At 35.5% G+C, this 24,657-nt stretch carries 16 protein-coding genes and 1 riboswitch; of the genes, 11 read left to right on the top strand and 5 right to left on the bottom strand.

Annotated elements, in window-relative coordinates:
• Nucleotides 1–3 precede the first annotated feature (3 nt).
• The 9 genes from JKP34_RS04515 to JKP34_RS04475 all read left to right on the top strand — a co-directional run bounded on the left by JKP34_RS04515 (nt 4) and on the right by JKP34_RS04475 (nt 8,794).
• Nucleotides 4–633, top strand: a complete 630-nt coding sequence (locus JKP34_RS04515; RefSeq protein ID WP_201918137.1) for a sterol desaturase family protein — start codon at nt 4–6, stop codon at nt 631–633.
• A gap of 3 nt (nt 634–636) precedes the next feature.
• On the top strand, nt 637–1,443 hold the full coding sequence (locus JKP34_RS04510; protein WP_201918134.1) for an NAD(P)-binding domain-containing protein: 807 nt from the start codon (nt 637–639) through the stop codon (nt 1,441–1,443).
• Between the two features lie 59 nt (nt 1,444–1,502).
• Nucleotides 1,503–2,252: an NRDE family protein gene (locus JKP34_RS04505; RefSeq protein ID WP_201918132.1), complete on the top strand. Its 750-nt coding sequence runs from the start codon at nt 1,503–1,505 to the stop codon at nt 2,250–2,252.
• 85 nt (nt 2,253–2,337) lie between these two features.
• Entirely contained in the window at nt 2,338–3,435 is a 1,098-nt protein-coding gene (locus tag JKP34_RS04500; RefSeq protein WP_201918130.1) for a vWA domain-containing protein, read from the top strand.
• A 5-nt stretch (nt 3,436–3,440) separates the two neighbouring features.
• A complete protein-coding gene (locus JKP34_RS04495) occupies nt 3,441–4,964 on the top strand; it encodes a magnesium chelatase (RefSeq protein WP_201918128.1) in 1,524 nt (507 codons plus the stop codon).
• Between the two features lie 37 nt (nt 4,965–5,001).
• On the top strand, nt 5,002–6,753 hold the full coding sequence (locus JKP34_RS04490; protein WP_201918126.1) for a tetratricopeptide repeat-containing sensor histidine kinase: 1,752 nt from the start codon (nt 5,002–5,004) through the stop codon (nt 6,751–6,753).
• A gap of 24 nt (nt 6,754–6,777) precedes the next feature.
• Nucleotides 6,778–7,551: a TerC family protein gene (locus tag JKP34_RS04485; protein WP_201918124.1), complete on the top strand. Its 774-nt coding sequence runs from the start codon at nt 6,778–6,780 to the stop codon at nt 7,549–7,551.
• A gap of 141 nt (nt 7,552–7,692) precedes the next feature.
• Nucleotides 7,693–8,295: a nicotinamide riboside transporter PnuC gene (gene pnuC / locus JKP34_RS04480; RefSeq protein ID WP_201918122.1), complete on the top strand. Its 603-nt coding sequence runs from the start codon at nt 7,693–7,695 to the stop codon at nt 8,293–8,295.
• Nucleotides 8,288–8,794: an AAA family ATPase gene (locus tag JKP34_RS04475; RefSeq protein ID WP_201918120.1), complete on the top strand. Its 507-nt coding sequence runs from the start codon at nt 8,288–8,290 to the stop codon at nt 8,792–8,794. The genes pnuC and JKP34_RS04475 overlap by 8 nt, the downstream gene beginning before the upstream one ends.
• A gap of 40 nt (nt 8,795–8,834) precedes the next feature.
• Here JKP34_RS04475 and JKP34_RS04470 read toward each other — a convergent pair whose 3' ends face one another.
• The 5 genes from JKP34_RS04470 to JKP34_RS04450 all read right to left on the bottom strand — a co-directional run bounded on the left by JKP34_RS04470 (nt 8,835) and on the right by JKP34_RS04450 (nt 20,796).
• Nucleotides 8,835–16,676, bottom strand: a complete 7,842-nt coding sequence (locus tag JKP34_RS04470) for a T9SS type A sorting domain-containing protein (protein ID WP_201918118.1) — start codon at nt 16,674–16,676, stop codon at nt 8,835–8,837.
• 128 nt (nt 16,677–16,804) lie between these two features.
• A complete protein-coding gene (locus JKP34_RS04465; protein WP_201918116.1) occupies nt 16,805–17,947 on the bottom strand; it encodes a beta galactosidase jelly roll domain-containing protein in 1,143 nt (380 codons plus the stop codon).
• On the bottom strand, nt 17,947–18,462 hold the full coding sequence (locus JKP34_RS04460; RefSeq protein WP_201918114.1) for a pepsin/retropepsin-like aspartic protease family protein: 516 nt from the start codon (nt 18,460–18,462) through the stop codon (nt 17,947–17,949). Before JKP34_RS04460 ends, JKP34_RS04465 begins: the two co-directional genes overlap by 1 nt.
• 95 nt (nt 18,463–18,557) lie before the next feature.
• The gene (locus JKP34_RS04455) at nt 18,558–19,241 is read right to left on the bottom strand and encodes a response regulator transcription factor (protein ID WP_201918112.1); all 684 of its coding nucleotides are present in this window, start codon (nt 19,239–19,241) and stop codon (nt 18,558–18,560) included.
• Complete coding sequence (locus JKP34_RS04450; protein WP_201918110.1) at nt 19,219–20,796, bottom strand: sensor histidine kinase; 1,578 nt, start codon at nt 20,794–20,796, stop codon at nt 19,219–19,221. The genes JKP34_RS04455 and JKP34_RS04450 overlap by 23 nt, the downstream gene beginning before the upstream one ends.
• A 112-nt stretch (nt 20,797–20,908) precedes the next feature.
• A riboswitch (TPP riboswitch) is annotated at nt 20,909–21,005 on the top strand.
• A 50-nt stretch (nt 21,006–21,055) separates the two neighbouring features.
• On the opposite strand from JKP34_RS04450, the gene JKP34_RS04445 reads away from it, so the two are divergent.
• Nucleotides 21,056–23,524, top strand: coding sequence for a TonB-dependent receptor (locus JKP34_RS04445; RefSeq protein ID WP_201918108.1), 2,469 nt, complete (start codon nt 21,056–21,058; stop codon nt 23,522–23,524).
• A 3-nt stretch (nt 23,525–23,527) separates the two neighbouring features.
• The gene (locus JKP34_RS04440) at nt 23,528–24,583 is read left to right on the top strand and encodes a DUF6687 family protein (protein WP_201918106.1); all 1,056 of its coding nucleotides are present in this window, start codon (nt 23,528–23,530) and stop codon (nt 24,581–24,583) included.
• Nucleotides 24,584–24,657 lie beyond the last annotated feature (74 nt).

Raw genomic sequence — 24,657 nt, 5'->3', positions numbered from 1 at the left:
GTCATGGAGTTAACACAACAAAAGGAAGTTAAAACAAGCGGTACGAAACAACTTTTTGATAATCCAATTCTTGAAAAATTGACTCGTAGTCATTTTTCAGTACCCTTAACTATTTTAATTGGTATTTCCACTTTCCTATCATATTGGGGATTGGCAAAAATAAACCTGGAAGTAAGCACCTTTGCAGTCTTATTTACTGTAGGCTTTTTCAGCTGGACTTTGGGCGAATACTTTATTCACAGATATGTCTTCCATATGTCTGAAGATAAAAAATGGAAAAAATTTATTGCCTACACCTTTCACGGTATCCATCATGAATATCCAAAGGATAAAGATAGAATTGTAATGCCACCGGCTGGTGCCATTTTGATAGGTTCAATCATTTTCGGCTTGGTATGGCTTATTATGCAGGATTTTGCATTTGCATTTGCTCCAGGCTTTTTATTAGGTTATGTAACTTATGCATTTGTGCATTATGCAATACATGCCTATCAACCACCTAAAAACTTCTTGAAATGGTTATGGATTTATCACAGCATTCACCATTACAAACATCCTGATAAATATTTTGGTGTTTCATCACCGTTTTGGGACTTAGTTTTCGGGAGTATGCGAGGTAAGAGTAAAAAATAAATTTTGAAAAACATCAGTATATTAGGATGTGGCTGGCTGGGTTTACCCTTGGCCAGCCATTTTTGTAATAAGGGCTTTGAAGTTAAAGGAAGCACAACTTCCGCTGATAAGTTTTCTCAGATACAAGAAGTAGGTGCCCAAGCCTATTTAGTTGATTTACCTCATTCTTTTGAAGTTGGCTTCTTAAAAGATGCTGATATAATTATTATCAACATCCCTCCACAAACAAGAAAGAAAGGAAAAGACTTTCATAAAGCATGTATTGAACAGATAATTCCGCACATTGCTTCAAATACAAAAATTATATACGTTAGCGCCACTTCTGTATACCCTGACCTTAATCAACCAATTGACGAAAGCATACCAGTTGACAAAGATTCTGAACGAGCACAGGCATTATGGCAAGCCGAAAACTTACTCAAAGAGAATTGCCCTGATCAAACTTGTATACTAAGATTTGGTGGGCTTTTGGGATACGACAGAATACCAGGGAAATATTTTGCCGGCAAAGAAGTAGACACACCAGATGAAAGAGTTAATTATATTCATCGTGATGACGCTATTGGTATAATAAGCAGATTGGTAGAAGACAAATTCGATGTTGATATTTATAATGGAGTAGCACCTCTACACCCTACTAAAAAAGAGGTCTATTTGAACAATGCCGAGCAATTTAAATTCGATGACCCGATCTTCGAACCAAAAGCTAATCAACTGAAAAACAGATACATTGATAGCCAAAAAGTTGTATCTAAACTAGGTTATTCATTCATATATCCTGATCCACTCAGGTTTCATTATACTAAATAAAGAATTCCATTTTTTTTAATATTCCTTTTTTGTAATATTCAAGATTGAAACATTAGGCTATGTGCACTTTAACATATCTTCCTTTAGGTAATCAAGAATTTCTGCTAACTACTAACAGAGATGAAAGCCCTACTCGTGCGCATGCTTCTTTTCCGGAATATCTTTATTTTGAGAATAAAAACATCATTTTCCCCAAAGACCCTAAAGCTGGCGGTACGTGGGTAGCAACATCTGACAATGGCATTACTGTATGTTTATTGAATGGTGCCGACAAACCTCATGAGCACAAGCCGCCTTACAGAATTAGCCGGGGAATAGTTTTATTGGAGGCCATTGAATGTATAAAACCTGATGAGTTTTTTAGAAATTACGATTTCAAAGGAATTGAGCCCTTTACAATGGTGGTGCTTTTTCATGATCCTGAACTTAAAGTAGTTCAATTTCGATGGAACGGTCAAGAAACATCTATTGAAAATCTGCCACACGATAAACCTCATATTTGGGCATCGCATCAACTTTATACCCCTGATGCGATAGAAAATCGTAAAAAGTGGTTCTCAAACTGGCTCAATGATAATAAGCAATTCACCACTCAGAACATTATAGATTTCCACAAAAATGCCGGATCAGGCGATTTAAGTAATGATATGGTGATGGACAGAGGTGAGGTGAAAACCGTAAGTATTACTTCTATTGCATCACAAATAGGTAGTTTAAGCATCTCTTATGAAAACTTGATTGATAATACACATCAGGAAGTTTGCTTAAGCCAACACGTGAACCAAGAGTTCTCGAATAACGTTTTGTAAGCTGCACTTATCGAATAATTTCTTTATTCGAAATATAAATCTTCTAACGAAGTAACATATACCTAAGAAAACAGTTTCACTACACATGATTGGCTATAGGTTCACCAAATATCTTGCGCATAAAGATTTATCAGATACCACTTTTGATCAACTCTTTAACGTTTTCAACGAACTCCTGATTATTACCGGGGGTGATGTATCGGAAGCACTTAATTGGCTTACCAATATCGATAAGCAATACAACATCACTACAAGTGATTATGGTATAGGCGATTTTATTGACGATCTTAAAAATAAGGGTTTCATAACTGATAAAACGCCAGATGGCTCCTTTGAGATTACAGCCAAAACGGAGCAATCGATTAGAAAAAGTGCATTAGAAGAAATTTTCGGTAAACTTAAGAAATCATCAAAAGGCGATCATAAAACACACTTCAGCGGTCTAAGTGATGAACCTGGTACTGAGCGAAGAAACTATGAATTTGGAGACTTATTACATCAGATATCTGTAACTGACTCTCTAAGAAATGCTCAAATCAATCATGGTTTGGGCGATTTTATGCTCACTCAGGATGATCTTGAGGTTGTGGAAAGTGAATATAAAACACAAACTTCAACCGTATTAATGATTGATATCTCTCACTCAATGATTCTTTACGGTGAAGATAGAATTACGCCAGCCAAAAAAGTAGCTATGGCTTTAGCGGAGCTTATCACTAAAAAGTATAAAAAAGACACGCTGGACATCATCGTTTTTGGTAATGATGCTTGGCAGATTCAGATCAAGGATTTACCCTATTTACAAGTTGGTCCTTATCATACCAATACAATCGCAGGTCTTGAATTGGCTATGGATTTACTCCGCAGGAGAAAAAACAAGAACAAACAGATATTCATGATTACAGATGGCAAGCCCACCTGTATGAAACAAGGCATTAAGTACTATAAAAACAGCTTTGGTCTTGATCCAAAAATTTTAAATAAAACGCTTAACCTGGGAGCTCAATGTAGAAGATTAGGTATTCCAATTACTACTTTCATGATAGCATCAGACCCTTATTTACAAGAATTCGTGAAAGAGTTTACTACTGTAAACAATGGCAAAGCTTATTACAGTAGCTTAAAAGGTTTAGGCGATTTAGTTTTTGAAGATTTCAAAAGAAACAGAAAGAAAAGATTTTAACATCTATGAGTTATCATAACATCAGCAGCAAAGACAGATTAAAGATAGATACCCTCAAAAAACTTAAAGATTCCGGTTACACATCGGAACCTGTAAAAGAAGAACTGAGAAGAAATCTTATTCAGAAATTACAAAAGAAGGAAAACGTATTTGAAGGTATATGGGGCTATGAAGATACTGTAATTCCAGACATTCAAAGAGCTATTCTTTCTCGCCACAACATTAACTTGTTGGGCTTAAGAGGGCAAGCAAAAACCAGAATTGCCAGAATGATGACTTTGCTTTTGGATGAATACATTCCAGTGCTTAAAGGAACTGATTTAAATGATGATCCATTAAGACCCATCTCAAGACAAGGTAAAGACCTGATAGATGAAAAAGGTGATGATGCACCCATTGGCTGGATGCACCGAGATGAACGTTACACTGAGAAGTTGGCAACTCCAGATGTTTCAGTAGCCGACCTAATTGGTGATGTTGATCCTATAAAAGCGGCTACATTAAAATTGCCATATTCTGATGAACGCGTTATTCACTATGGGCTTATTCCAAGATCACACAGAGGTATATTTGTAATCAACGAGCTACCGGATTTGCAAGCACGTATACAGGTGGCTCTATTTAATATCTTACAGGAAGGTGATACTCAAATTAGAGGTTTCAAATTAAGACTTCCGCTAGATATCCAATTTGTTTTTACTGCCAACCCCGAAGATTATACCAACAGAGGAAGCATCATAACTCCTCTAAAAGATAGGATTGATGCACAAATAATTACGCATTATCCGCACAGTTTAGAAATTGGTAAGAAGATTACTGAACAAGAGGCAGCTATAACAAACGATCAAAAAAGCAAAGTTGAGTTAAACGAGCTGGCTAAAGATTTAATTGAGCAAATAGCTATTGAAGCCAGAAGTAGTGAATACATTGATGAAAAAAGTGGTGTTTCAGCCAGACTTACCATTTCCGCTTTTGAAAGCTTAATAAGTGCTGCTGAACGAAGAGCACTGATCAATAACGATAAAAGCACTATTCTTAGAATGAGCGATTTTGTTGGGGTAGTACCAGCGATTACGGGTAAAGTAGAATTAGTATACGAGGGAGAGCAAGAAGGCCCAGGAATAGTAGCTCAATCCTTAATTGGTAAGGCAGTACGTCAGCAATTTGTTAAGTACTTTCAAAATCCTGACGAACTTAGAAAAAATAGAGAACAGAAAAACCCATACAAACCTATAAGCAAATGGTTTAATGATGGTAACCATATTGATTTACTTAATGACGATACGGAAAAAGTATACCAACAAAAATTAAAAAGTGTTCCAGGTTTAGAAGATCTTGTCAAGTCTCAGATTAAGAAGCCTGACAACAAAGAACTTTATTTCATGATGGAGTTTGCGTTGCACGGCATGGCCGAATATAGCTTACTGAGTAAGCATAAATTAGTAACAGGTACAAGCTTTAAGGATTTACTGAGCAGCATGCTTAATTTGCAGGATTCCGAGGATAATGATGAAGATTTTAATATTTGATGTTATATTTACGCCTTAACTATTAGGCTTAATTAGATTGCAGAAAAGTGCGGACCAAATAAAGGATGAGATAGAAATGCTATTGGCTGATGCCAAAATAGCTGCTGATGATAATTTGAGTCAAGCAATTGACTTAACAGAAAAAGCACTTTTTAAGAGTCAGAAAATCAAGGATAAAGATAGCATTCACGCCAGGGCACTAAATCAGCTTGCTTCTATACAAAGAAGAAATCAAGAATTTAGTACCGCTAAAGGATTGGCAAATAGAGCTATTGAACTTTCAGGTAAAATTAAGTTTAAAGAAGGAGTTGCGCACGGCAAGTATAACCTGGCAAAAATTCTTCTCAATGAAAATAAGCCAAGTGAAGCTTTACCCTATCTTTTAAATGCTACTGACACATTTAAGGCTTTGGCGCTTCATCATCTTCATGCCAAATGCCTTTGTTTATTGGGTAGAATCTATGAACAATTCACTGACTTTAAAGGAGCGGTAGAAAGTTATCAGAAGGCTCTGGATGTAATTAAGCAGGTAGACAATAGAAGAGTTAAATCAAATGTTTATCTCTATTTAGCGAACGTACATCTCTCCATTAACAAACTTACAAAGGCCAATCATTATATTGATAAGGCTTTAAGTATCAAAAAAGATAATGACCTTAAAGACGGTCTGGCACATGCGTATTATTTAAAAGGCAAAATACACCTGAAACTAAAAGAAGCAGAGAATGCACTTTCTAGTTTAGACATGGCCAGAGAGTTATTTCATTTTAACAATGATAAGGAAGGTGTTGCTGAAACTAAGCTAGAAATTGCTGAGGTATATATGGCCATTCATGAGTTTGAAGAAGCAGAAAGATACCTTCATATTGCATTAAAGATTTGTGAACAACATAAATTCTCGAAGCCTTTATATAAATGTCATCATCTACTCTCGAAAGTTTATAAAATTTCTGACCAGGCAAAGGCACTTGAGCATCTTGAAAAGTACGTAGCAGAGAAAGAAAAATACGATGACCTCTACATAAAAAACATGGTGGATAGTTTTGAGATGATTTCTCAAATTGAAGACCATGAAAAAGATGTGGAAATAGAGCAGGCCAAAGCTTCTATCATTGAAAGAAAGAATAGCGAAATGGACTCTTTCTTTTACAGGGTATCGCACGACTTGAAAGGTCCTATTGCTTCTCTATTAGGTTTGAGTGAACTAGCCAAAAAAGACATTAAAGATGCTGATGCCTTACATTACTTAGGCATGTATGAGAACCAAATTAAGCGGCTCAACATGATTGTAATGGAGCTTATTAACATTACGGAATTAAACTACAGAGATGTTCAGCTTTCAAAGATTAACTTCTACGAAATAATTGATAACTGTATTACCGCCTATACCTACCTGCCACATTTTGATAAGATAAAATTTAGAATTGATGTAGGCAGCGATCTGAAATTTAATTCTGAATGGTACATAGTTAATACCATTCTACAGAACTTGATTGAAAACAGTATCAAATACATTGACATTGAAAAAAACCAACAAATTGTTGATATAAGTGTAAAACGAGACAGAAACAATATCATCATAAAACTTGCTGACAACGGCCTGGGAATTCCTGCAGAGCATCAGGAACGCATATTTGAAATGTTCTTCAGAGCGAGTAATAATGCAGAAGGCACTGGTCTAGGACTATTTATACTCAAACGTGCAGTAGAAAGACTAAAAGGAGATGTGAGTCTTACCAGTGAACTTGGTAAAGGTACTACCTTTATAATCTCTTTGCCCCTTCAATAAATCTTAAAACTCTAATTTTCATTAATGGAATCACTTTTTACTATTGATGGTTTAATCAGTTTGCTCTCATTAACCTTAATGGAGATTGTTTTAGGCATTGACAACATTATATTCATTTCAATTTTATGTAATCGCCTTCCTATAGTCCAGCAAGATAAAGCCAGAAACTTAGGCTTAGTTTTAGCTCTGTTTATGCGCATTGGTTTATTATTCGCTATTTCATGGTTGGTGGGACTTAAAACTCCATTATTCGAATTATTCAATTACGAATTTACTGGTAGAGCTTTAATACTGATTTCTGGAGGTATTTTCCTTATTTATAAGAGTACTACTGAAATACATCAGAAATTAGAGGGGCCGGAGGCTGATGAGGTTGACAAAAAGAAAAGAACAATCACCTTTCAATCTGTTATTTTACAGATTGTACTGCTGGACATAGTATTTAGCTTTGACTCAATTTTAACAGCTGTTGGCTTGGTTCAAAATATTTGGATTATGGTAACGGCAGTTGTTATATCCTTAGGTATTATGCTATTGGCTGCAAAAACCATTAGCAACTTTATTAATGAGCATCCTACTGTAAAAATGCTTGCTTTATCATTTTTACTCATGATAGGCATGTTGTTATTTGTTGAAGGTTTTGGCGTACACGTACCTAAAGGTTATGTTTATTTTGCCATCTTCTTTTCGTTATTGGTAGAAGTTCTTAACCTTAGAATGAAGAAAGCAAGCAAAGAGCAGTCGTCAGTACAGCTTAAAAGCAAGTACAAAGAAGGTGAAACCGAATCAGAAGACTAGCTGCCAAATTTTTTAAATCGGAAGAACTCTTTTACTTTCGTGTCAATATTAGGGGTGTCCAATTACATTATTGGTCTGAGAGCATACCCTGTTGTAAAACGTACCTGATGCCGATAATGCGGCCGTAGGAAAATATAATTTATGGACTATTCTAATCAAATTACTGAAGCTTTAGAAGCACTTAGCTGGCTGGAAGCTTCTGGTGTATTCTTCGGATTACTTTATATCTATTTAGCTGCTAAGGAAAATATTTGGTGTTGGCCAGCAGGTCTAGTAAGTGTAATCATTTACATATTCATTTGTATTGATGCAAAGCTTTATGCTGAAACTGCATTACAGTTTTACTATTTAGGAACCAGTCTGTATGGATGGTATCATTGGCAAAATCAAAAAACCAAAGAAGAGCTTCCTATCAGCATCATGTCAACACAAGAACATATACTTTTTATTGGTTTAGGTGCACTTATAACGCTAGGCGTAGGTTACGGATTAACTACCTACACCGATGCTTCAATCCCTTATATTGATTCTTTCACAACAGTTTTCAGTCTTTTTACCACTTGGCTGGTAACCAGAAAAGTACTTGAAAACTGGCTTTACTGGATAATAGTAGATAGCGTGGGTGCCTATCAATATTTCTATAAAGAGCTTTATTTAACAAGTTTACTCTTTGCTTTATATGTTGTAATTGTTGTATTTGGATATATTAAATGGCGAAAAATTTACCTTCAGAAATATGCCTAAAAAGATCGCCATAATAGGCCCCGAAAGTACCGGTAAAAGCACCCTCACGCAAGAGCTAGCTCAGTATTTTGATGAGCCTTTCTTACCGGAATATGGTAGGATTTACCTGCAAATACATGGCCCCGAATATGAATATGATGACCTGAGACAAATAGCTGACGAGATGATCCAGTTGGAATCGCAACAAATTAAAAATGCCAACAAATTCCTCTTCTGTGATACTGATCTAATTATGATGAAGGTTTGGTATCTGATACGCTACAAGGAAGTAAACGAAAAGTTAATCAAACAGCTCGAAGAGAATAATTATGACTATTACTTCATTTGCTATCCTGATTTACCTTGGGAACCTGATCCACTCAGAGAGAACCCTGAAATAAGGTTAGAATTGCTAGAAATGTATATCTCTGAGGTGGAAAGTCGAAATATACCCTATACCATCATTAAAGGTGATAAGCGTTTACAGCAGGCAGTTGAGGCAATAAAAAAAGCTAGATGATTAACCTCATCTAGCTTTTCATAAGAATTAAGTTAGATTATTATTTCTTAATGAATCTATCAACTGCTTTGATATTTTCGGATTCAATAATTATAAAATACATACCATTCGCATATTCGTGAACATCTAAGTGCACTCCACTCTCAATGTTGAAATTGATATTGAACTCTTGAATCTCAACTCCTTTTGCATCAAGTATACGAACATGAGAATGCCCTAATTCATCTCCATCATTTACCAAGCTCAATTGCTGTTGCACTGGATTGGGATAAAGTTTTAATCCAACCGAAGCAAAAGGAGATTCATTTGATAATACATTACCAACTTCTGCTGTTAGTAGGCAACTGCCCGCAGTAACCTCAAGGCTATAGCTTCCAGTTCTATCAGTAGTAACTGTTTGCTCGGTAGCTCCAGGAATTGGTTCGCCATTAAAGAACCACTGATTTCCTTCTTCATAGTTTGAGCTTAACTGGTTTTCTGAAACTGTGATGACAGCAGGTTCAGGATTTTCTATGTATAGAATAGCAGTATCTGATTCTATGCTATCGCCTTCTACCTTGAGTATGATTGAATAGTATTCAGTTGGTAAATTCTCTGGTAATGAGAAACTGAAGAAATTATCATTCAAATCTATGGATTCCACTTCTAAGCTTTGCTCATTTCCTGAATTATCTATGAGCAGAGTATAATAGTTAAATGAATCACTTAAGTTACCTAAAGCATTATCGAATTCAATTTCAACTAGTTCATCAATACATTTTCGAACAGAATCCTCTACTAAGGCTACTTTAGCCCTAATATAGATTTCATTTGAGAAATATTCGCAATTAGCTGCAGTTTTTGAAGCATAATATACTCCTTCCTTGCTGAGTTCTAAAATGGAATCATTCTCTTGTGAAATCAACTCATTATTTCTAAACCAGTTTAGATTTCCTGAGTTATTAATTACTAATTCATCATTATTTCTAACTATTTCAATTTCTTGAGTTGGTTGAATATTTAATGAGTCTTTATAGATTTTATAATCAGATCCAAGTTCAGGAATCATGGAGAAATAGTGCATGCCAGAATCTAATTCTTCAGGTAGACTCACTAACATAATTCCCTCCTCTTCACTTATTACATCCAAAAGGGTACTATCACTCATGTCTAAAGAATTTGAAATAAATGGAAGCGCTGAATTATCCCCTTCATTGATTCCAGTGTAGTTGTAATAAATTCTTATATCAGCCCCCATGCAAATCTCATCGCCTTGCAAGGTTCTAGTTGGTAAACTGATACCATCTATTTTATAGCTTCCGTCTTGTGTTTTGAAGCTACCTGTTAGGGCATTTTCATTTACAGCTCTACCTTCGGAATTCTCCCGATAGTTATAAATAGCATAGTGATAATCAGTTGATTCTGTTAACCCTTTCAAATAATAATTCATATCAGAATAATTATTAATCAAGTATATTCTGCTTCCATCGTTAAGACTATCTAATTGAGCAAAGTCTACATTATAGCTCGAAGTAGTAGAAAATTTAATACTATCCGGCACCAAGTTTAAATCAACTGCTTCATCTTCTTTGATCAAAATCAAGGCACCACTACCCTCAGAATCTTCAAATGTAAAATTTGTGGAAATGGGTTCTCGTTCAAAAGTTGAGAAACTATGTGGTACTTGTGTAGGAGGATTTGGTAGTGTATAAAAATGGGGAGAGACCACGTCAGAACTCATATAATTTGGATCTTCATCCTCATATACATTATAGGTTAGAGCCATAACGCCATACCTAGTATCTGCTTTTAAAGAATCAATGGTTATGGAATTACCCTCACCTGTATATACTATATATTGTTCAAATTGATCTACAACCTTATCACCTAGACCAAAAGTATTATTAGCATTCCACTCTATCCCATCTTTAAAGAACGAACTTCCGTACCATGTTGATCCTTCAAAAATAGAAACTAAAGTTCTATTTCCATCACCCTTAGTCCATGTAATAGTAGCGGTGTTTTGATTCTTATCAGAAATTTCAACATTACTAGCCTGAACTGTTGGTTCATTAGCCACAACTCCATTAGACTCATAAACCAGAAACTTAGGACCTTTACTATACCCACTCGCACTATTAAAGCCTTCTAATACCACAGTTAAAGCTCCTTCTGCATTAGAGGCTTGTGGGTAATTATCTTGAAAGATACTTTCTAAATCCTCGCCACGAGCACTTAATCTTGATTCCAAAATCTTATTTGCTGAAGTATCAATACCATCAAAAATGGAAACATCCATGTCAGTTTCAATATCGCGAATTCGTAAAGCTGTCAATGCAATCTTTTTAGAATTGCTATTGGGGTACAATGTGATCTCACTTCTTTCAAACGGGAATTCACCTGTTTCAAATCCGTTTACACCATAAAGATTATTTCGTCCATCAACAGTAACATCTCCGCCTTCTCTAAACATTAAAATATCGTCTTTCTTGAGTGTTTTAAACTTCTTCTCTCTGCGATCTTCAGAAAAAATAACTTGATCTCCTGATTTGTAACATGAGTAGAATGACAGAATATATTCAGTATTAGGACTTAAGTTTGATATATTCAAAATAGGTTTATTAAAATCAAAACCGATACTAGTATTTAGATACAATAATTGTTCTTCACCTGAAGCTTCTGAATAGACTGAATTAGCATTGAGGTTTTCTAATTCCTTTGGTCCTTTATGAGGTTTATTTGCCTCACGTAAACTTATATATACACCTCCAAAGGATAAATAATTATAAAGTTTTAAACTTATATTAGTTTTGAGTCCACTAATAAATGCTGCATCTGATTTAGCTTCTATATCTGGAAACGAATCATTATCATTTATCCAACCCTTGGTGTTTTCTAATAAAGCTGAATTTTTAGCATAAAAAACGGCATTACCTAAAGCAAAATTATTTTTGATATAAAAATTATCTACAATAAGCGAATCTGAGTTAGTTTTTATATTACCAATGCCATCTTGTGAAGAAAGTAAAACAGTTTTTTGAGTTTTATTAGTTATCGCTTCTACCTGCATAGTAGATTGATTCCTTAAAAACACCTTATCTATATTTAAGAAGAGAGAATCGATTTCCAAATCTGAATAACTAAAAAAAGCATCTCTATTTGCAGTTTCAATATAAGGTAATTTGATATCACTGCTAATCGAATTAACTCCTTCCCACCTTGGCATATTATGTATGATTGAATTATTAAATCTAATATCTTTTACATTAATAGAACTTTGAGGCTCAAATGAAACATTAGCATTGGTAATGTTTAATTCCCTCAAACTAAAAACATCCTTAATATCTAAGTGATTCTTACTTGGCTCGATTTGAATAGAAACAACATTAGAAGCAATATTAGACCTAATCACATTTTCTTCAAGCGCCTGTCCTAATGTTAAAGTGCCAGCAAAGAAATTGAGACTATCATTTAATTCAAAAGATGAAGCAATATTAACCTGGTCTACGCTACCTGAAACATCCGTATAATCAAAACTCAATTTATTTGGCAAATTATTAGCATCAAAACTGAATAAAGCCATTTCTTCAGTAGTAATAACAACAGAGTCCTTTGTCGCTAAAGAAACCGAATTTTCATCAAAAATGACTTGGCTATTCTTATTTGGCAATTCTGAATACTTATTGGTTCCACCTGAACTAGTAGCCCAATGAGATAAATCATCCCAATTCCCTGAACCTTCAACCCAATAATATTTATCAGTGTGGACGGTTTTTACCGTTTGGTTAAATATAATCTCATCTGTAAAATTAGAGGCTACTTGATGAAAAATACTTTTATAAATTGTGACTTCATACTCTGTATTAGGTTTTAGATTTCTTATCAAAAAGGGACGACTCCCCATTAAATAAACCCTCTTATTTTCATAAAATCCTACATATGAGAAAGAATTAATATCCTTTGTAAAGATCGAATCAGGTAAAATTCCAGTAGCAAATGGTATAGAATCATTCGCTACTCCCTTCTCAGCAACTACCAATATTCTATCAATCCCTCTATTGTATGTGGAAGAAATATTGAATGATTCTGCTTCAATCTCAGAAATTGAATATGTACCTGCATCATCTTTCCATTCTATAATTTTTGGAACAAAACCAAATACCTTTGGGACTGATTGCTTATAGTTCTTTGCATTTCCTAAACCATTGTATTCTAACACATAAAATTTGAGGGCATCTGAATTCAATAATTGACCTTCAACATAGCGGCTTAAGGCAACTTCAACAGAATTTCCATCACCAACATAAGCTACATAATAACTGTTTGTACCGTAGAATCTATCAATCTCTACCCGATCAAAATCATCTAAATAACCTCCACTAGCATTTTGCGGATCAATTCCATCAAATTTTTCATCAAGTAGTGATGAAATTCCTACACTGGAAATCAAAACAATCCGACCTTCACCATTGCCACTTTCCCAACTCAAATTTGCAGTAGAATCATTTATCAATTGGAAGTCTAAATTTTTAGCAGCAATTGTAGGTCGATTTTCAGGAAGAGAGAAAGTGTACTTCTGAGCTTTTCTATAAGTTATATTCTTTCCCTCACCGTTTGCCTCCGCAAAGTAAATATCATAAGATTTTCCAGGCACTAAATTGTTTATTGAAAAACTATTAGCCGTACCACTGTACACCACTTGACTTCCAGTAGTAAAAAACTTTTTAAGAGTTTGGTTGAATTGATAATCCAACCCATTTGTAAAGCTTGGGGGGTCGACATCCTTGCTTACTATGCTGACAACAACCTTTTCTCCATTTCCTCGAACAAAATCAATATCGGCTGTCCCTTCTTTCGTGGTATTGGCACTAAAGTTTGAAGTGCCCTGCGAAGGTTCTTGTTTACCAGTCTCAACTGGAAACAATCTGCCATAAAACCCCTTATGCCTATATCCATACCCTAGTTTTTTATAAACAAAAGTCAAAGCTCCTTGACTATTTGTAGCTTGAATAACTGAATCAGAATTATTTCCATCCTGTGTTATTTCTTCATAGTCAATCAATAATGGCGCAAGTGAATCAGTGCCATCAAAAACTCTTAAATCAAAAATTTGACGATTGAGCTCCTTATCAAAGGCTAGATTTTGATAACTAAGTTTATCAGCTCCATCTTTTGGATAAAAAGTTTGTATTAAGTCTTCATAGTTGAATATATCTACTGCAAAGCCTGTAGGATCAAACAGGTATTTTACAGAGTCAATTTGATCTACAGCATCTCCTAAAAAGATAGAGTTTTCTGGATTTGTTTTAAACTCATTAGTTTGTAGGGTATTCCAACCATAAGTTAAACCAACTCTATTTTCTCTGAAGAGCATGGTACTCACATAATAGTTTGTAGAAGGTTCAAGGCCAGATACATGCATTTCATAGGCTGAGTTATATTTATTTTTTGCTAAGACATAAACACCTTCCGCAATTTCAGTGCCTTCTCCATACTTTAAATTAGCTTCAAACCTGGTTGTATCAGATAAATTTGCTCTTAACAGAGTCTCATTAATAGGGGTCTTACTAATAATATAGCAATAGAAGATTTCCCTTTCATTCTGAAAATCTGAAGAAGGACTTATGTTGGGTCTTTCAAGTCCTATAGTTTCAATCTTTACATAGGGCTGATAGTATTCAGTAAAATCTAAATCATACTTTGAAAAATCATGTGAAGGTGCTGTAATTATATTGTCAATGATTGTTTCATAGCTATCTTTTGCGTAAGTAATTTCCCCATTACTCTCGTTATATTCAATAATCTTTACGCTATATTGAGTACCTGAATCGAGTTGATCGATCGTCATACCCCATCCAACACCAAAGGAGGTGTTCACTGTATTTCTAACATTGCGCACATTTCCAATTTGAAAGTCATCTGCATAAGATTGATTATCCATAGGTGTAAAAGTTATAGGATCCGTTCCTTTTTGAATCAAGATTAACCTATCATTTCCATCACCAAAATAAAATCTTGCTCTAATTGTTGAATCAGATTCGTTTTCAATTGTTAACCTAGAGGCTATTTTAGAGGGGGCAGGTAAAACAAGACTAACATCAGCCACCCATCCATCTAAATCAAAAGCGTAGGGCTCGAAATCGGAACTTGTAAACTTAAGTGTCATGTTTTCCCCAGTAGAAGTTACTGTTCTTGGTAAGCTCAAGCTAGTGCCTGATAATGAGGTGATCAAATTGGCCGTGGTGTCTGTTCCATCAAAAATCCTTAATTCTTCGTAAGATCTGGTTTCAAACTCATTGAATGTTAACTTAATAGCTTTGCCTGCTTCAGCAGAATTCAGCGTTAAAACATTTTCTCTATTAGGGAAGTAAAATCCTTTACCTCCATCATCAAAAAACTGTTCTCCACCATTTACGGTAGCAGTGCCATTGTATGATAAGTAGATATTTCCTGAATCAGCTGTTGTAGCACTTTTCGAAAATCCAGTAGAGGGAACATAGTATTTGATACTGGAATTATCAGGTGTTCTATTAACTTCTCTCACCGCAATTGAGTATTCTGTACCAGGTAAAAGCCCTTCTATTTTAACCAAATCATCACTCCCTTGATATACTACATAAGTATCTGTACCGACTAGTTCACCATTTCCAAAAGTTTGATCAGCCGTGTAAGCCACATCATCAACTGTGGTAATATCCGGAAAACCACCTTGTCTCATAAATACTATACGCTCAGCACCATCACCCGGATCTAAATCAATGTATAAGCTATCAGCAAAAATCTTTGAGTAGAAAAATGACCCGTTTTCAGTTGGTGTAGGCACACTATTAATTTCCCAACCATTGACATCTCCAATTAGCAGACTATTCTCTAGAGCGAATGTAGCAGTACCTAAAAAATCTGATTCACTAATGTTTACATACTCACCAGATATATTGATCCCGGTTCCATCAAAATTAAATTTTTCACCCTTTGTTGAAGATTCAAAAGTGATCACTTCTGACGATGTTCCATTGAAGGTTAGGTTTCCTAAAATAGTTTGTGTGGTATTTGCATCAACTAATAAATTAACCCCCTGAACTACAGTGAAATTTTGAAAGGTATTGTTTCCACTTATCTCAATATCGTTAGCAAAGCCCGTGGGTGTCGTAACATTTACAGTTCCATAGGTTTTGCCAAAGCCTTGAAATTCATCACTGAAGTTGATTGTTGAGTTGTTTGGAATAATAGATACAAAGTCTTGATTATTCATCGTCCACTTCTCAATATTTAAAGTGGCATCAGTAAGATTTAAAAGCTTATCAAAAGAGTACCATAAGTAGACATTCTTAAAATTGAAGGTATTCGCTCCAAATACTATTTCTCCTTGTGTAACATTTAAAGAGTGAGCACTAAAACCATTATCTATGGTCCATGAGCCTTCTCCAGAAAACCTTACAGAAGCATCTTCTGAAGAATTCAAGAAACCTGATGCAATATTTACAGATTGACCGGAAACATCAGCGTTAAAATCTAGCAAGACACCCGGTAATTCAAAACTTATATTAGATGGAGCATCAAAACTTCCATAAATCTCAATATTAGGAACAGGAGCAACACCTGTAAAGCTGACATTGTAAGCTACATTAGCAGCAATAAAATCTTTAACCCTAATGATAGTACCGTCTATATTTACTTCCTGACCATCAGCGGAAAAAGAATTAACATCAAAATAAACATCATCCGTTTCACCTGGTAGGCTTGTGTGAAGCGTGCTGCCGCCTGAAGTTGTAGCCCAATGAGTTAAATCGGACCAATTACCTGTACCTCCTACCCAAAAATAATCGGTAGCTAAAAGCTGACTACTATTTAAAAACAGTAAAGTGAACAAGAAAAACAATGAGCGAAAAACTAAATTCTTCATATACATAATTAGTTACATACAATTTTACAGGCTGCAAAAGTATCAACTTATAATGTAAATAAAAACTTGAGAAATAATTTTCGATGAGAAGAATCTAAACTTCGTTCAGTATATAAGTGGTCTGAATTTTAGCGGTTAACAGCCTTCACAACTGCAGTTAATCCTGAAGCTTCCACTATGCCGATTAGGCCTTCGTAAATACCCCCTTCACGGCCAATATCAATTACTTTAATAGCTAGACTATTCATCCCTCCTTCTTTCAACAAACCTTTGGGGATTTTATACAGACGTATTCTCTTATATGATTCACTGGCTCCGAAAGGTCTCTGATCATTAGTCTCTCCTATCTTTTCTCCATTCAACCAGGTTTCATCAAAATCATCAATTTTACCCAGCACCATATAATAAGTCTCATTTGGATTAATCTGAAAATCAAGCTCAAAACTTTTGCGGTACCAGCCAACGCCATCTAATGCTCTATAACCATGGTTGTCCCAATAATCAGGAACTAAAATTTTATCCCATCCACTTTCATCAACTGTTTCTTTAGAAAAGCTTCGGCTGTTATAATCATTAAAATACCACAGGCCGGCAAGGTTTTGTAATAAATTAACATTATCGAAATCTACCGCTGCATAGAAGCCCATATCACCACCACAGATACCACCGTTTTTATAATCATCATATACTCTAACTGCAATTACATTGTCTCCGTTGAAATTAATCAGTTCATTAGGAATCATGTATTTTCTGGTTGCATTATAAGCTGTTCTGAAACGAGGGGGGAAAGCTCCACTCTTCCCGACTAATTGACCATTGACATAGGTTTCATCCACATCATCAATAAAACCAAGAATTAAATAGTTAACATCGCGCTTTCTTAATTTGCTGCCATCAAAATGTAGTCTATACCAAGCGAAGCCATCATAACCATTAAAGCCTTGATTCTCCCAGTCTTCCGGCACTTTTATGGTTTGCCAATTTTTGTCTGGGTAATCAGGATTTTTCCAGTTTAGATTATCTCCAATATTAAATTTCCATAGGCCTGCTATCGGCATTTGCAACCTAAGATTATCATAGGCTGTAGAATGGTTTGACTGGTAAAAGGGCTCTTCTTCAATCACATCATCGCCATACCACCAGTTCCAAACCCAATCAATAAAGGTCTCATTATCCTTCTCCTTCTCTTGAGCAAGTGATTGATGCGGCAGAAGAATCACCGAAGTGATTATTAACATGCCGTAAAAGTATTTTCTTGAAATGAGGCTCATTAATTAATGCTTAATCTACCTTCTGTATCGGTATTAACATGCAACTGCTGTGGTACACTTACAGTGCCCTCGCCTAAATCTATTACAAAATTATGATGTTTCATCATATTAAGTCCTATGATCATTGATATATGCTTACCCGTTTTATCTTTTATTGAATTAACCACATTATTCATATTGCAACTTAAAATAGCTCCATACAATCTGCTATTGCCTAACATCAAATCTAGTTTGCCTGCAACCTCGAACTGTAATGACTGATCTCCTATTACAGCTACTTTATACTTGTCATTTTTATATGGATAAGTTTCAAAGCTTAGTCTCTTTTTACTACCCGAGTTGATAATAGTAAAATCCGTTCCGGTATCTAGTAAGGCCCAGGCTTTTTTACCATTTATGCTAACTTCTACTATTGGTTTGTTATTAAATTCTGCGATTTGCTTGGTTGACTGTCCGTATACTGCTGTAGCCAATACCATTAAAATAATTGCGAGAGTTGTTTTTAGCGTTTTCATAATTTTGTGCTTTAGTTTTATGATTCAAACTAAGGCAAACTGCTGTCAGCAGGTGTCACGCCCAGGTAAACAAATGTCACAAATTGTCACAGCCACTAAATTAATTTATAGCCCATGCCGTGAACTGTAAGAATGATATGTGGATCATTCGGGTTTTTCTCCACTTTTTGTCTCAAACGCAATATAAAGTTGTCAATGGTTCTGGTAGTAGGGAATTCATCATACTTCCAAATATTCTTTAGCAGATCATCTCTACTTACAATTTTCTGTTTCTTTTGGTAGAGGTAGTGCAATACTTCAAATTCACGATGCGAAAGTTTTTCCTCATTATTATTTCTTTTGGCAACATAGTTATCGAAATCAACTTCTAAATCACCGATAGCAATAAACTTCTGGCTATTCGAATGAGAAGAATCACTTGTTCTGCGTAAAATAGCTTTAATCCTTGCCGCTAACTCACGAACACTGAAAGGCTTTGTCATGTAATCATCCGCGCCTAATTCCAGCCCTAGCACTCTGTCAATTTCTTCACCTTTAGCAGTTAGAAAAATTACAGGTGTGTTGATGTTTTCCTGCCTCATTCTTTTGCAGACATCAAAACCTGATAGTTTAGGCATCATTACATCGAGTACAACGAGATCAAATTTTTGCTGGTGTAAAGCTTCTAGGGCTTTTTCTCCATTTTCTGCTTCCATGATATCGAAACCTTCGAAGGTCAAGTTATCAGCTATTCCCATCCTCATTGATGGTTCGTCATCAACTATTAGTATCCTGCTCATTATTCTCTACTATTGGAAAAGAGAGTATAAAGGTACTCCCTACATTAATTTTAGAATGCACTTCAACCTTGCCATCATGGGCGTCCATAATATGTTTAACCAAACTTAAACCCATTCCTGTACCTTTGGTACTTTGTGTTAAAGCATTTTCAACTCTGTAAAATTTATCAAATACTTTGTCTATTTCCGATTTAGGAATTCCCATTCCACTATCTTTTACCAAACATGATATCAGACCATTTTCAATTTTTGTGCTTATGGTAATTTCAATTATTTCTGTGCTATACTTAATAGCATTTTCAATGAGGTTCGATATAGCCTCTTCAATTGCATGGGGATCGGCATTAATTTTTGCTGAATCTGGAGAGAGGTTTAAGATACAGTTAACCTGCTTTTCATTGAAAGTATGCTCGTAACCCTGATGTATTTTCTCAACGAGCTTGTTGAAATCAATTAGCTCGAAATTATATACTTTTCTATTGGCCTCGATTCTGCTAAAATCAAGAATGTTATTTACCAGATGAGTCAGTCTGCCTGATTCCTGATAAATCACTTTGTAATACTGCGCCTTGCGTTCTTCATTTGAAAGGCGATTGAGCATTAATGTTTCTGCATACATCTTAATGAGTGAGAGCGGTGTTCTTATCTCGTGGGAAACATTGGAAACAAAATCGGACTTGAGTTGAGCTACTCTTAAGGCATTCTGAATACTTCTGATAATAATGATAATACCTACTACTAAGACAATTAGTGTAAAAATCAGGAATAATAGGTTGTTTCTACTTCGCTGTTTAACCAACTCCTGGTAGCTTTCTCCAGTGGACTGAATAGCCAATTGCAGGTCAGGCAGAATCCAAAGCTTAGCTGAAGTGTAGTGTCTTAACTGATCAAAATTATTAACTGAATGAATTATTTCTTTAGAATTCTTATTAAAAACTGCTGCATTAAGTTCATCAGAAGCAAGCACCTGCATTTGTATACCTAAAATTTGTTCTATCCACAAACGGCTTTCTAGCACAATAAAAACATAATACTGTGCACTATCTAGATCGGAAATTACAAAGGTAATAGCAGCTTCTGGAGAGCCCTCTTTACTATACTGATGCCAGCTTTGAACACCTTGTACTTTTTGAAAACCCGCCTTAAAGTACTCGCTGAGTTTATTTAGTGTAGAATCATTTTGATAAAACCATTCTTCTATTTGTTGTTCTACATCTTTATTCGGTTCAATATATTCACCGTAAAAAACTGTGTCTGATTTATTTGTAGCACGCTGTACATATAGCATTTTAATTGATTCATTTCTCAGTATTAGATCATTGGCACTTTCTTTAAAGGACCTATCAGAATTATTCATCTTTCTTGCCCACTGAGAAATCATATCATCGGCCAACTGATTTAAAGAAAAGAGGACAGTCTCCATCTGCTTCTCATAAATTTCGCCTGCTATCTGCTCATCTTCACTTAATGATTTCAATTGTAGGAAACCATAGATGAGTAAAGGCACGATGGTGAGTACCAGAATTACAGCTATTATTTTTATTTGTTTGTTCATAGCCTCTTAAAGCATGTAAAGTAATCAATTATTAAGGACTTTTATTGAGTAATAGCTTCTGAAAATTAAATCAATCAATATTTGATGGAACGAAATATGCCTCTACCTTTGTAGTATAATAAAGGGGTGCCTTACAATTACGGGCTGAGATTATACCCAACGAACCTGATACCGGTAATGCGGGCGCAGGGAGAGTTAAGGAAAATTAAGAGAAGTACGATACCCCACTTCTCAGATTTTTAATTACAAAATTTTCAACATGTTTAACGCTAGTTTACGCTACATTTTAGTAGCTGCGCTGTTTGCATTAACCCAGTTTAATGCTAACGCACAATCATTTAAGCTTTCAGGAAAAGTCAGAAATGATCAAAATGAGGCACTGGTTGGTGCCAATGTTCTTCTATTACCTACAAAAAAAGGTACTGTGACTGATACAGAAGGAGATTTCAAAATCAATAATATTAGCTCTGGAGACTACACTCTTAAGGTGAGTTATGTGGGGTACGTTTCTGAAGAAAGATCAATAACACTTGAAGCAGACCAGGAAATTAACTTTTCTTTAACAAAAGATGATTTACTGCCCGAGGAGGTAATAGTGAGTGCTACAAGGGCATCAAGAAAAACTCCCACCACATTCACAAATGTTAAAAAGAAAGAAATTGAAAAGCAGAATTTAGGACAAGATTTACCTATTTTATTAAACTATACACCTTCTGTAGTTACCACATCAGATGCCGGTGCAGGCGTAGGTTATACTGGTATTAGAATAAGAGGTAGTGATGCAACTAGAATAAATGTAACCATCAATGGAGTCCCTATTAACGATGCGGAATCACATGGCACTTTTTGGGTGAATATGCCAGACTTAGCCTCTTCAACTAATAATATCCAAATTCAAAGAGGTGTAGGCACTTCCACTAATGGAGCCGCTGCCTTTGGTGCCTCAATCAATATGCTTACAGGTGCCCCTTCTCAGGAAGCCTTCGGTGAGGTAAATAATTCTTTTGGCTCATTCAATACCAGAAGGCATAATGTGATATTCAACACAGGTAAACTGGGCACAAATTGGAACTTTGAAGGAAGATTATCCTCTATTCATTCTGATGGCTACATTGATAGAGCCAGCTCTGATCTTCAATCTTACTTTTTATCAGGTGGTTATTATGGTGAAAAAACTATTATAAAAGCCATTGTATTTGGTGGCAAAGAGAAAACTTATCAGTCTTGGTGGGGCACACCTCAAGCAAGGCTAGAAAATGATATTGAAGGCATGCAAGAAGTTATCTCTTTTAATGGATATACTGATGAACAAGCCGAAAACCTGTTGAATTCAGGACGAACATTTAATTATTACTTATATGAAAATGAAACAGACAACTATCAACAAGATCATTATCAACTCCATTTTTCACATGAATTTGATAGTAAATGGTTAGCCAATGCAGCCTTACATTACACTAACGGCCGAGGTTATTATGAACAATACCGTGAAAATGATGACTTTGCTGATTATAGTTTACCAAATCTAACTATAGGTGATAGCACGATCACCTCTACCGATTTGGTAAGAAGAAGATGGCTTGATAATGATTTCTATGGTTTCACATACAGCTTAAGTTATGCCGGCAACAAGATTGACGCGACTTTTGGAGGCGCATATAATGAGTATTATGGAGGTCATTTTGGCGAAATAATATGGGCCAGATTTGCAGGAAATACCGAAATAAGAGACAGATATTATGACAACTTTGGAAACAAGTTTGACTTTAACACCTATCTAAAGGTGAATGCTCAACTAACAAATAACCTTTCCTTATATGGAGACTTGCAGCTCAGAAATATCAACTATAAAACCAAAGGTATAGATGCTGATCAGCAGTTCATTAACACAGGGGGAAAGTTTTCATTCTTTAACCCTAAATTTGGAGCCACCTATCAGTTAGAAGACAATAGCCTAGTATACTTATCAGTAGCTCGATCTAATAGAGAGCCAGTAAGAAACGACTTTGTAGACGCCCCAAATGGACAAACTCCCAAACATGAACAGTTAACTGATTATGAGCTGGGATATAGAGCCGATGGCAGGAATTATAACTTAGACTTTGTAGCATACTACATGGATTATACTGATCAGTTGGTGCTAACAGGGGCTGTAAATGATGTTGGATCTAACATACGAACCAATGTTGAAAACAGCTACAGAACAGGTATTGAGCTTATTGGTAATTACCGGCCATTTTCATTCTTACAATTAGGAGCTAACCTGACGCTTAGCCAAAACAAGATTGAGAACTTTACTGAGGTTATTTATGACTATGGTACCAATTTTGACGAGTACAATGAGATCAGAAAGGATTTTGCCAATACTGATATTTCCTTTTCACCTAATGTGATAGGTGGCGGTCAATTGATCTTAACACCAATCAAACCTTTACAACTAACAATTCTGGGGAAATATGTAGGTAAGCAGTATCTGGACAATACTTCTAATGATGAACGAGCAATTTCACCATATTTCGTTTCTGATTTTGTGGCCAGCTATTCTTTTGGATTCTCTTTTATTAAAAGAGCTGAAGTTAAGTTAATGGTAAACAATATATTTAATAAAATGTATACTTCTAATGGTTATACTTTTGGGTATAACGCAGGAGCAACCAAAATAAGAGAGAATTATTATTACCCACAGGCAGGAACCAATTTCCTTTTGGGTTTAAATCTTAGGTTTTAAATAATGACTCAAAAAACCTTCATTCCGTTCTATGAAGTTAAAAATCATGTTGGTGATGTGCTCGTTGTTGATGCGCATCACCCGCAGGGTTTTGATTTATCCCATTGGCGAGGTGCACCCATACCGGAAGGCTGTGAGGCTGACACCAGCACGGAGATTGTACTTAATGCCATTGATCATAAACTACCTGAATTAGAAAAAACCTTCGTCACCAATAATCACTATGATATCGATGGTTTTTTAGGCGTATGGTCTGTTTTTAACCAACACTTAGCACAGGAATATAGAAGCTTACTTGTGGAGATAGCTCAAATAGCTGATTTCAGAGAAATTAACTTTGAGTACCGTGAATGGGAAAAAGCCCTGAAATTGGTTTGCTGGCTCAATGAAGTGGAAGCAGAAAAATTTTATCCTCCTTTTGGTGCTCCTGAAATAGCTGAAAAAGAAATGGAAGCATGTGTTCCTAAATATCATTATTTTCTTGATGTTTTTGAAAGCTATTTAACCGGAAAGAAGGAAATTCCTACAACCAAAGAATATGAACTGGTTATCAATCAGCTTAATTCGACACCTTTCCGAACAGAATATAATGACATCAGGCTGCAGGTAGTGGAAGCAGAGAATCCATTGCATTATTATTGTTTGTATGCTGAAAGCCAGAATAGCGATGTAGTAATTAGCATCTATAACAATAATAGATATGAGCTCGAATACAAATACACCACCTGGGTACAAACTACCAGAGAGCATTTCCCACGAGTTGATCTTAAGCCACTGGTTGAGCAACTCAATAGTGAAGAAGCATCTGATTACAAATGGGATGCAGAGCACTTTACCGATACGGCCCCTATTTTGCGATTGAAAGGAAAAAAACTCTCCAAAAAAGAGCGTTATTCCAGCCCTGTTGACAGGCCTATTTATGCGTCAAGTATTCCTCCTTTAAGATTTCAGGAAATTTGCATCAGCTTTTTTAGAAGTTGCTATGAACAAATCAGCTCAACCAAAGAAACTAAAAGCTGGCAGGAGTTGAGAGAGATGAATAAAGAATTATTTAGCTAAAATAAATAAATGGCATAGATAGCTTTGCTTATTACTTTCAAAGCAGGATATTCAATCTAGAAATTTCTTAATTC

It is taken from the genome of Marivirga atlantica (genome assembly GCF_016734805.1).
Classification (GTDB): domain Bacteria; phylum Bacteroidota; class Bacteroidia; order Cytophagales; family Cyclobacteriaceae; genus Marivirga; species Marivirga atlantica.
The sequence above is the reverse complement of the archived record's forward strand: the minus strand, read 5'-3'. Positions and strand labels throughout refer to the sequence as shown.

What these genes read in the sequence shown, in the direction of transcription:
- JKP34_RS04515 (WP_201918137.1), top strand. Translation starts at nt 4, where the DNA reads ATGGAGTTAACACAACAAAAGGAAGTTAAAACAAGCGGTACGAAACAA.
- JKP34_RS04505 (WP_201918132.1), top strand. Translation starts at nt 1,503, where the DNA reads ATGTGCACTTTAACATATCTTCCTTTAGGTAATCAAGAATTTCTGCTA.
- JKP34_RS04500 (WP_201918130.1), top strand. Translation starts at nt 2,338, where the DNA reads ATGATTGGCTATAGGTTCACCAAATATCTTGCGCATAAAGATTTATCA.
- JKP34_RS04495 (WP_201918128.1), top strand. Translation starts at nt 3,441, where the DNA reads ATGAGTTATCATAACATCAGCAGCAAAGACAGATTAAAGATAGATACC.
- JKP34_RS04485 (WP_201918124.1), top strand. Translation starts at nt 6,778, where the DNA reads ATGGAATCACTTTTTACTATTGATGGTTTAATCAGTTTGCTCTCATTA.
- pnuC (WP_201918122.1), top strand. Translation starts at nt 7,693, where the DNA reads ATGGACTATTCTAATCAAATTACTGAAGCTTTAGAAGCACTTAGCTGG.
- JKP34_RS04475 (WP_201918120.1), top strand. Translation starts at nt 8,288, where the DNA reads ATGCCTAAAAAGATCGCCATAATAGGCCCCGAAAGTACCGGTAAAAGC.
- JKP34_RS04470 (WP_201918118.1), bottom strand. Translation starts at nt 16,676, where the DNA reads ATGAAGAATTTAGTTTTTCGCTCATTGTTTTTCTTGTTCACTTTACTG.
- JKP34_RS04465 (WP_201918116.1), bottom strand. Translation starts at nt 17,947, where the DNA reads ATGAGCCTCATTTCAAGAAAATACTTTTACGGCATGTTAATAATCACT.
- JKP34_RS04460 (WP_201918114.1), bottom strand. Translation starts at nt 18,462, where the DNA reads ATGAAAACGCTAAAAACAACTCTCGCAATTATTTTAATGGTATTGGCT.
- JKP34_RS04455 (WP_201918112.1), bottom strand. Translation starts at nt 19,241, where the DNA reads ATGAGCAGGATACTAATAGTTGATGACGAACCATCAATGAGGATGGGA.
- JKP34_RS04450 (WP_201918110.1), bottom strand. Translation starts at nt 20,796, where the DNA reads ATGAACAAACAAATAAAAATAATAGCTGTAATTCTGGTACTCACCATC.
- JKP34_RS04445 (WP_201918108.1), top strand. Translation starts at nt 21,056, where the DNA reads ATGTTTAACGCTAGTTTACGCTACATTTTAGTAGCTGCGCTGTTTGCA.
- JKP34_RS04440 (WP_201918106.1), top strand. Translation starts at nt 23,528, where the DNA reads ATGACTCAAAAAACCTTCATTCCGTTCTATGAAGTTAAAAATCATGTT.